Genomic DNA, 6170 nt, shown 5'->3' on the forward strand with positions numbered 1-6170 from the left:
AAAGAACAGATGAGGCGCTGGGTACGCCCAGCCCCATCCCCGCAGTAGTTCGAAGCCAGGCTCCTGATGAGCAGGGCTTCTTGGAAGGAAGTACAACATGAAACAATTCACTATTCGCCCCGCAATGACACTGGCTTCGCTGCCACTGGTTGCGTTGTCGGCAGCGCTGGCCGCCATCCCCGCCCACGCGGAAATCAAGGACGGCCAAGTAGAAATCAGCCCGTTCGCGGGCTACCACGTTTTCGAAAGCGATCAGAACCTTGAGAACGGAGCCACTTACGGTATCCGCCTGGGCTACAGCCTTACTCGCCACTGGGCGGTGGAAGGCGCCGTATCCATGGTCAACAGCGGAGTGGACGACGCGTCCATCTTCGGCGCCAAGGAAGGACAGTTCAGAAGCCCGACCGATGATGTAGATTTAACGCTGTATCAACTGGATGCGCTCTACCACTTCCTGCCCGACAACAAATTCTCCCCCTATATCGTCGGCGGCTACGGCGCCGCTGACTACAGCCCCAGCATCTCGGACAAGGAGATGTCGGCCTTCAATCTGGGTGCCGGTGTAAAGTACTGGGTATCCGACAGGCTTGCGCTGCGGTTCGATGTACGAGACCACTTTGTGGGGGGAGTGTTCGATGACAGCTACCACAACCTAAGCGCAACCCTCGGTATCAGCTTTGCACTGGGTGAAAAGACAGAAGCGAAACCCTATCGCGCCGCCGCGCCAGAACCGACTCAGACCGCACCGGTAGCGGAGGTAATCGTTCTGGAGTTTGAAGACATTCACTTCGACTTTGACAAATCCACCATCACCCCGGAAGCCCGGCGCATTCTTCAAAGAAGCGTCACAATCTTACAGGACAACCCCAAGGCAAAGGTGCGCATCGCCGGTTACACCTCCGCCGCCGGAACGGCTGAGCACAACCAGACTCTCAGTGAGCAGCGCGCGAACGTGATCAAGGACTACCTGACTACCGAAGGGGACATCGCCGAGAACCGGTTATCCGTTATCGGCTATGGCAGCACCCGGCCGGGAAGCTACGAAGCCTCTCCCACAACCTTGAATTCAGTCGCCGCCAAGGAAAACATGCGAGCGCTGTTTGAGATTGTTGTGGAGTAGTAGTCACAACCTGTAAGTAAAAACCGGAGCGAAAACTTCGGGAAAAAGGGCCCTAATCGGGCCCTTTTTCGTTTTCGCCCCATGCCCTCAACCCGAATATTGAGTGTGCACAAACGCATTCGGCCTTCGCCAGGAAAACGCGGCCCCGATAAACCGTTAAATTCTGTCTAGAACCCACTGCTGAACCTCGGGCGTATCGTAAATATCCCCCGGGTACCTCGCCTCTGGCATATAGGTTTCATTGTGACCCCTGAACCGTTTACGCCAAACTTTCATGGGTAGCATCAGCTTCCCCAACCCGCTCGGCAACTGCGGCTGCGGCAACCGGACGTCAATATACAGAGTATCTGAACCGGTCCCTCGGCCAACATGGCGTACATTGGGCAAACGCACCACCAGGTCCGAAAAGTCAAGGCAGGCGCTCACACAGCTGCCGCTAGTGACCAGCACCGGCGTTATGGAGGAGTTAACACTCCCAACATTCGACCAAAGCTGCATCAACCACTTTGATAGAGCGCTGTCGGAGTTCGGCGAGTACCACTCCCGACCCTCACGCAGGGCCAGGCTAATTCCCTGATAGTGACGCTTAGCTGACTCATAAAGAGGGTCCTTGGAGCCAACACTGAGGGCCCTTTTTCTGTGGTAATTTGCGTTTCCTTTACTCACACGGAACTCGGAATAATGTTCCATTTCCCCCTCCCGGATACGCAGCCGGGCGAGGGCTGAAGAACCGTAGAGAGCTTCCAGAATCCTTACCCCCCAGGCAGAACTCCCTCCACCATTCCAACGAACATCAAACACAACCACACTGTCTTCTGGGAGTTTCCCCAAACGGTCGATAAGGTGTTCCATCGCCTCTCGGTGATCCGGTGATTGAATTTGAAAGCTCGGCAGAGAGACCCAGTAAATGCCCTCTTCCAATCGTTCAATACTCGCTAATTCGGGCCGGTTCCGAACTTTAAGCGAGGCCTGCTCGACCTCCTTTAACCCCAAGGCGTCCCTTGGCATTCTGTGGAAACTCACCTTAAAATGACCATCATTGAAACCATCCATGTACGTTTGTATGAGATCGGCGTAATCCCGAGCGGTTTCTACCTTCCCCACGGAGGCAACGGCCGCCTCATAGCCATCATCAAGATATTCACGAAAGTCGGGATTCTGCGTGTCAATAGCGCCCGGATGATTCTCAAGCGCTTTGTGGTAGATAAAGTCCAGATCCCTCTTGGCGAGCTTCGCCCAATTTCTGTTCGAGACCTCTAGGGGGCCGTCCGCCGGTTCGTCCACCCAGCGGACGTTGTCCAACTGATAGTGAATGCCCTGAGACGCGTTCCAAGTCGGCGTGATATCGATGGCGCTGTTGACTCGACTCAGGTCTAACCCTCTTTCCACCAGCATACCCACGGGAACTTCCACGCGACGCCACTCGTTCAGCGGTGCAAGAGGTACCTTGATCGCCTCACTGGTACAAGGCCAGCCGCACTCCACCTTCATACTTAAACCTGTGGCGAACCCCCAGTCGCGAATGCGAATGTCAAACTGCAGACTCCCCGTTTCAAACTCACTCAAATCCACAAAGCCGGAGGGCTGACTCACCGGCTTGAAGCGCACCGAGGCATTGGTGGGCTCGTAGCCATACTGCACGTCCAAAACATTCCCGCGACTGCTCTCGCCCGCCTCTATCACCGTCACCTCAACATAGTGATCGACCTCTTCATCGGCTCGAACTTCGCGCCCACTTCCCTCCTTAACGGGCGACCGCCAATAGGAGGGAAACCAATCCTCGGAAACGCAGTCTTGGAATATCGTGCCAAGAGGTAGGGCGCACTCTTCCTTGACCGGCGTGTAATAGCTACTCTCTTCATTGCCGGTATCGTTGAGGGTTCTATTCGAGGTTTCCCCGCAACCTGCCATGAACAGAATAAGAAGAACGAGAGGGGAGTTAAACTTCACTGTCAATGCTCCATAACTGATATTATTAGAATGGTACTAAGCCACTACCAGAACGCCAACTGGCTATCCAAGACGCCCAGCGTTCTTAAGTCGCTCCCTTCCCTATTTTATCCCAAGCCGAATTATTGTCCGCCCAACAAAGGGCGATCCAGTGCCAAGCAGTAGGAAAAAGGGTGACCAGAAGGAAATACTTTCCAGATACCACCGCTCCGCCGACAGCGACTGCGGTCATAACGAACACGAATATAAGCATCTGAACGGCTGCCCCACGCGTACTCGTTCCCAGTAATCCGTAATAGACCCACCTGGGAATGTCCTGTATTCTTTTCATTTTTATCTCCATTAATTTCATGATTCCGTGCGCGGAGGCACGATTTTCCGAAAGCGTTTCCCCTCCACCTACAGCATTCTCGACACGATGGTCGCTGCCTCGCCCTCTAGCCATCTGGGATCAATCTTTTACCGACGCTCACAACATCGTCAGGGGTATAGCCGAGATGGCGGTAGAAATCCAGAACCGCCTCGTTAGAGCTACGAACGACTATATTGAGTTTGGGACAGCCCAGGGACTTAAGAGCGTCTTCAACCGTCTGCATTAGGAGCCTACCGAATCCGCGGTTCTGGTACTCGGAGGAGACGGCCAAATAGAATACTGACCCCCGGTGGCCATCATAGCCGGCCATGGCCGAGGCGACCACTTTGCTTTCAATCTCCCCGACGAAAAATAGCTCGGGCTGTACCGCAAGCTTTCTGGATATATCGCTATCCGGATCGTTCCACGGGCGGGTTAGCCCGCATGCTCGCCAAAGCGAGATGACGGGCTCTCTATCTTGCTCTTTAAATAGCCGTATTTTCATACTTCATTCCCTTTTAGGTAGCTTATCGTCTTTACACAGAGGGAGACATAAACGATCCATGTCCAGCTCCCACACTTTTATTCCGCGACACCTTGGTTGGCATAAAGCGCTGCTGTGGACGTCGAGCTGCCAAGCAGGTTATGATTTCTCATTATGGGGTTCGCCCGAGTGCTTCCTTTCATTCAAAGCCCACATGACGTTACCCGCAAAAAAGCCCGTCAGCGGGAATATGATAAAGCCAATAAGGGGCAGCAGACGGTCTGCGCCCGCGGGCTGTATGAAGTTCATGATGAGCGACCATGCCACCGCCGTACCCACCCCCCAGAAGAAAACCCACGTCTTCCAGACAAAGGCTCTCTTTCCCATTTTTCGAGTTTCGCTCCACTTCTTCATGTTGAACTCCTTTAGGATTCATTCACCTTGAGATCCACCGCTTCAATGACTTGAAGAGCGTCAACACTATAACGCAGAATACTCCCACAAAGAGAGCCCTATACCAATCCGCGTCAGCCAGCCCATAGACAACCACGTCATAAATCGCAAAGCCAACAGCCACTCCGATACCCATTGGCAACGAATCCTTCATACGCTCACCTTATAAATTTCTTTACCTCGACGAATGACTTATCTTCTTCGACTCTGGCATCAGATAGCGCCCTCTAGCCCACCCCAGCGACCCCCTTATTCGCCGTAGTAGTCACTTTCCGCTTCGAGAAGAAGTTGCTCATACTCTACTTTCGTGATGAAACCCTTTTCAAGCTGCTCCTTAGCCTCCATTTTTCTTATAAAGTACTCGTACTCTATGGCGGCTAGTATATAACCATACTCCCGTTCTGAAATGTTTTCCTTCTTGAACTCCGTTCGCGCGACGCTCTTATTCCACGATGCCCCTTTAGGCACTTTCGGAAGCGTATAGTCATTTTTCAGTACTGACTCGTCTGATACTCTATAGCCCTTGTCAATATGCTCTTGAGCACAAACATAAAGAAGATAATCTACAGAGGCCTGTGCTCCGCGCCAATGCCAGTAAAAGTTTGCCGAGCACTCGCCTATAACATTATCGTCACGGTCTAAAACATCTAAGCTCCCTTTTGCACAACTCATCATTAAGGATATAGCTAATAAAAGACTAAACCTTCGCATTCTGACTCCCTGGTTTACTAAGCCGCGCGGACTGGAGATCCCTTCGCGATTTCTGGTTGTGGATCGCCGCCTAGGCGCCGCTTGTCATACAATTTGTTTAATCACAAGGTAATGAGGACCAACACCCTCAATGTTGAACTCATTAGATGCCAAACTATAGCCCGCTTTAATATAAAATCCAATAGCAGCGCTTCTGGCATTTGCCCATATCAAAGAGGAGCCCTCCGCTTTAGCGTACTCTTCCGCCGCGGCTAATAGAAGCTTTCCGACGCCTTTCCGGCGACACGTAGAGTCAGTAGCCATTGCGCGGAGTTGATGGGAGTTCTCCGTTTTCATCGACGGTTCTTTTTTGCGATAAACCGAAGCAATGCCCACGACATTGTTTTTTTCATCTATTGCGCCAAAATGAGCAGTACCGGGATCATTATCCCCCTCGAATATACACGCTGATATATCCTCTCCAGGGCGAAGGAGCTCATTTCTTAATGTCAGCGTATCCTTTGACGAAACTTTCTGTATATACATTTTATTTCCTGAGTGCGATGCATAACGCAGAGAACTCTGATACTACGTTCGGCTACGAAATGAAGGCGAATATGAAATACACCAGACGCCGCCAACACTGGCATGATCAGGAGTTCTTTTCCCATGAAAAATCCATCTGCCTTGCCGTTCTTTCGGCCAACTCCTTGCTGTGCAACCTACTTACCAAGTGTAGACTCATGTCAATTCCCGCTGAAATGCCACCCGAAGTAACGACCTCGCCTTCATCTACCCATCGTACATTCTCGACAACGCTCAGCTGGGGAAATGCACTTCTTAGATCGGCCACGTCCTCCCAGTGAGTCGTGACTCCATGATTTTTGAGAACCTTTGCTTTAGCTAACAAAAACGTACCAGTGCAAACAGAGGCTGTAACCGATGCATTCTTCGATTGATGGTAGATCCACTCCATGACCGGGGGTTTACTCATTTCATCGGCGTGAACACCACCCGCAATGATCAGAACATCAATCAAAGGATGGTCATTAAATCCATAGCTAGTGCCCGTCCATAAACGGCAATTTTTCAGATAGTTGCCGGTTTTCCTCATTGGCTGT

7 protein-coding genes are annotated in these 6170 nt (G+C 51.8%); 1 reads left to right on the forward strand and 6 read right to left on the reverse strand.

Annotation, left to right across the window (positions count from 1 at the left end; translation table 11 throughout):
• Positions 1 to 97 precede the first annotated feature (97 nt).
• The gene (locus AAE514_RS11185; protein WP_347331623.1) at positions 98 to 1120 is read left to right on the forward strand and encodes an OmpA family protein; all 1023 of its coding nucleotides are present in this window, start codon (positions 98 to 100) and stop codon (positions 1118 to 1120) included.
• Positions 1121 to 1276: 156 nt separating this feature from the next.
• Here AAE514_RS11185 and AAE514_RS11190 read toward each other — a convergent pair whose 3' ends face one another.
• From AAE514_RS11190 to AAE514_RS11215, 6 genes are all read right to left on the reverse strand, one after another.
• Positions 1277 to 3070 (reverse strand): hypothetical protein, encoded by a 1794-nt coding sequence (locus AAE514_RS11190; RefSeq protein WP_347331624.1) that lies wholly within the window; start codon positions 3068 to 3070, stop codon positions 1277 to 1279.
• A 437-nt stretch (positions 3071 to 3507) separates the two neighbouring features.
• Positions 3508 to 3927 (reverse strand): GNAT family acetyltransferase, encoded by a 420-nt coding sequence (locus tag AAE514_RS11195; RefSeq protein WP_347331625.1) that lies wholly within the window; start codon positions 3925 to 3927, stop codon positions 3508 to 3510.
• Positions 3928 to 4065: 138 nt separating this feature from the next.
• Positions 4066 to 4320, reverse strand: a complete 255-nt coding sequence (locus AAE514_RS11200; protein WP_347331626.1) for a hypothetical protein — start codon at positions 4318 to 4320, stop codon at positions 4066 to 4068.
• Between the two features lie 288 nt (positions 4321 to 4608).
• Entirely contained in the window at positions 4609 to 5070 is a 462-nt protein-coding gene (locus tag AAE514_RS11205; protein ID WP_347331627.1) for a hypothetical protein, read from the reverse strand.
• Positions 5071 to 5154: 84 nt separating this feature from the next.
• On the reverse strand, positions 5155 to 5595 hold the full coding sequence (locus AAE514_RS11210; protein WP_347331628.1) for a GNAT family N-acetyltransferase: 441 nt from the start codon (positions 5593 to 5595) through the stop codon (positions 5155 to 5157).
• Positions 5596 to 5701: 106 nt separating this feature from the next.
• Positions 5702 to 6170: DJ-1/PfpI family protein (locus tag AAE514_RS11215; RefSeq protein ID WP_347331629.1), on the reverse strand; the 469-nt coding region annotated here is incomplete at its 5' end.

It is taken from the genome of Marinimicrobium locisalis, assembly GCF_039822625.1.
GTDB lineage: Bacteria > Pseudomonadota > Gammaproteobacteria > Pseudomonadales > Cellvibrionaceae > Marinimicrobium > Marinimicrobium locisalis.

Excerpts from the sequence above, each read along its gene's own strand:
- AAE514_RS11185 (WP_347331623.1), top strand. The coding sequence starts at position 98 with ATGAAACAATTCACTATTCGCCCCGCAATGACACTGGCTTCGCTGCCA.
- AAE514_RS11195 (WP_347331625.1), bottom strand. The coding sequence starts at position 3,927 with ATGAAAATACGGCTATTTAAAGAGCAAGATAGAGAGCCCGTCATCTCG.
- AAE514_RS11200 (WP_347331626.1), bottom strand. The coding sequence starts at position 4,320 with ATGAAGAAGTGGAGCGAAACTCGAAAAATGGGAAAGAGAGCCTTTGTC.
- AAE514_RS11205 (WP_347331627.1), bottom strand. The coding sequence starts at position 5,070 with ATGCGAAGGTTTAGTCTTTTATTAGCTATATCCTTAATGATGAGTTGT.
- AAE514_RS11210 (WP_347331628.1), bottom strand. The coding sequence starts at position 5,595 with ATGTATATACAGAAAGTTTCGTCAAAGGATACGCTGACATTAAGAAAT.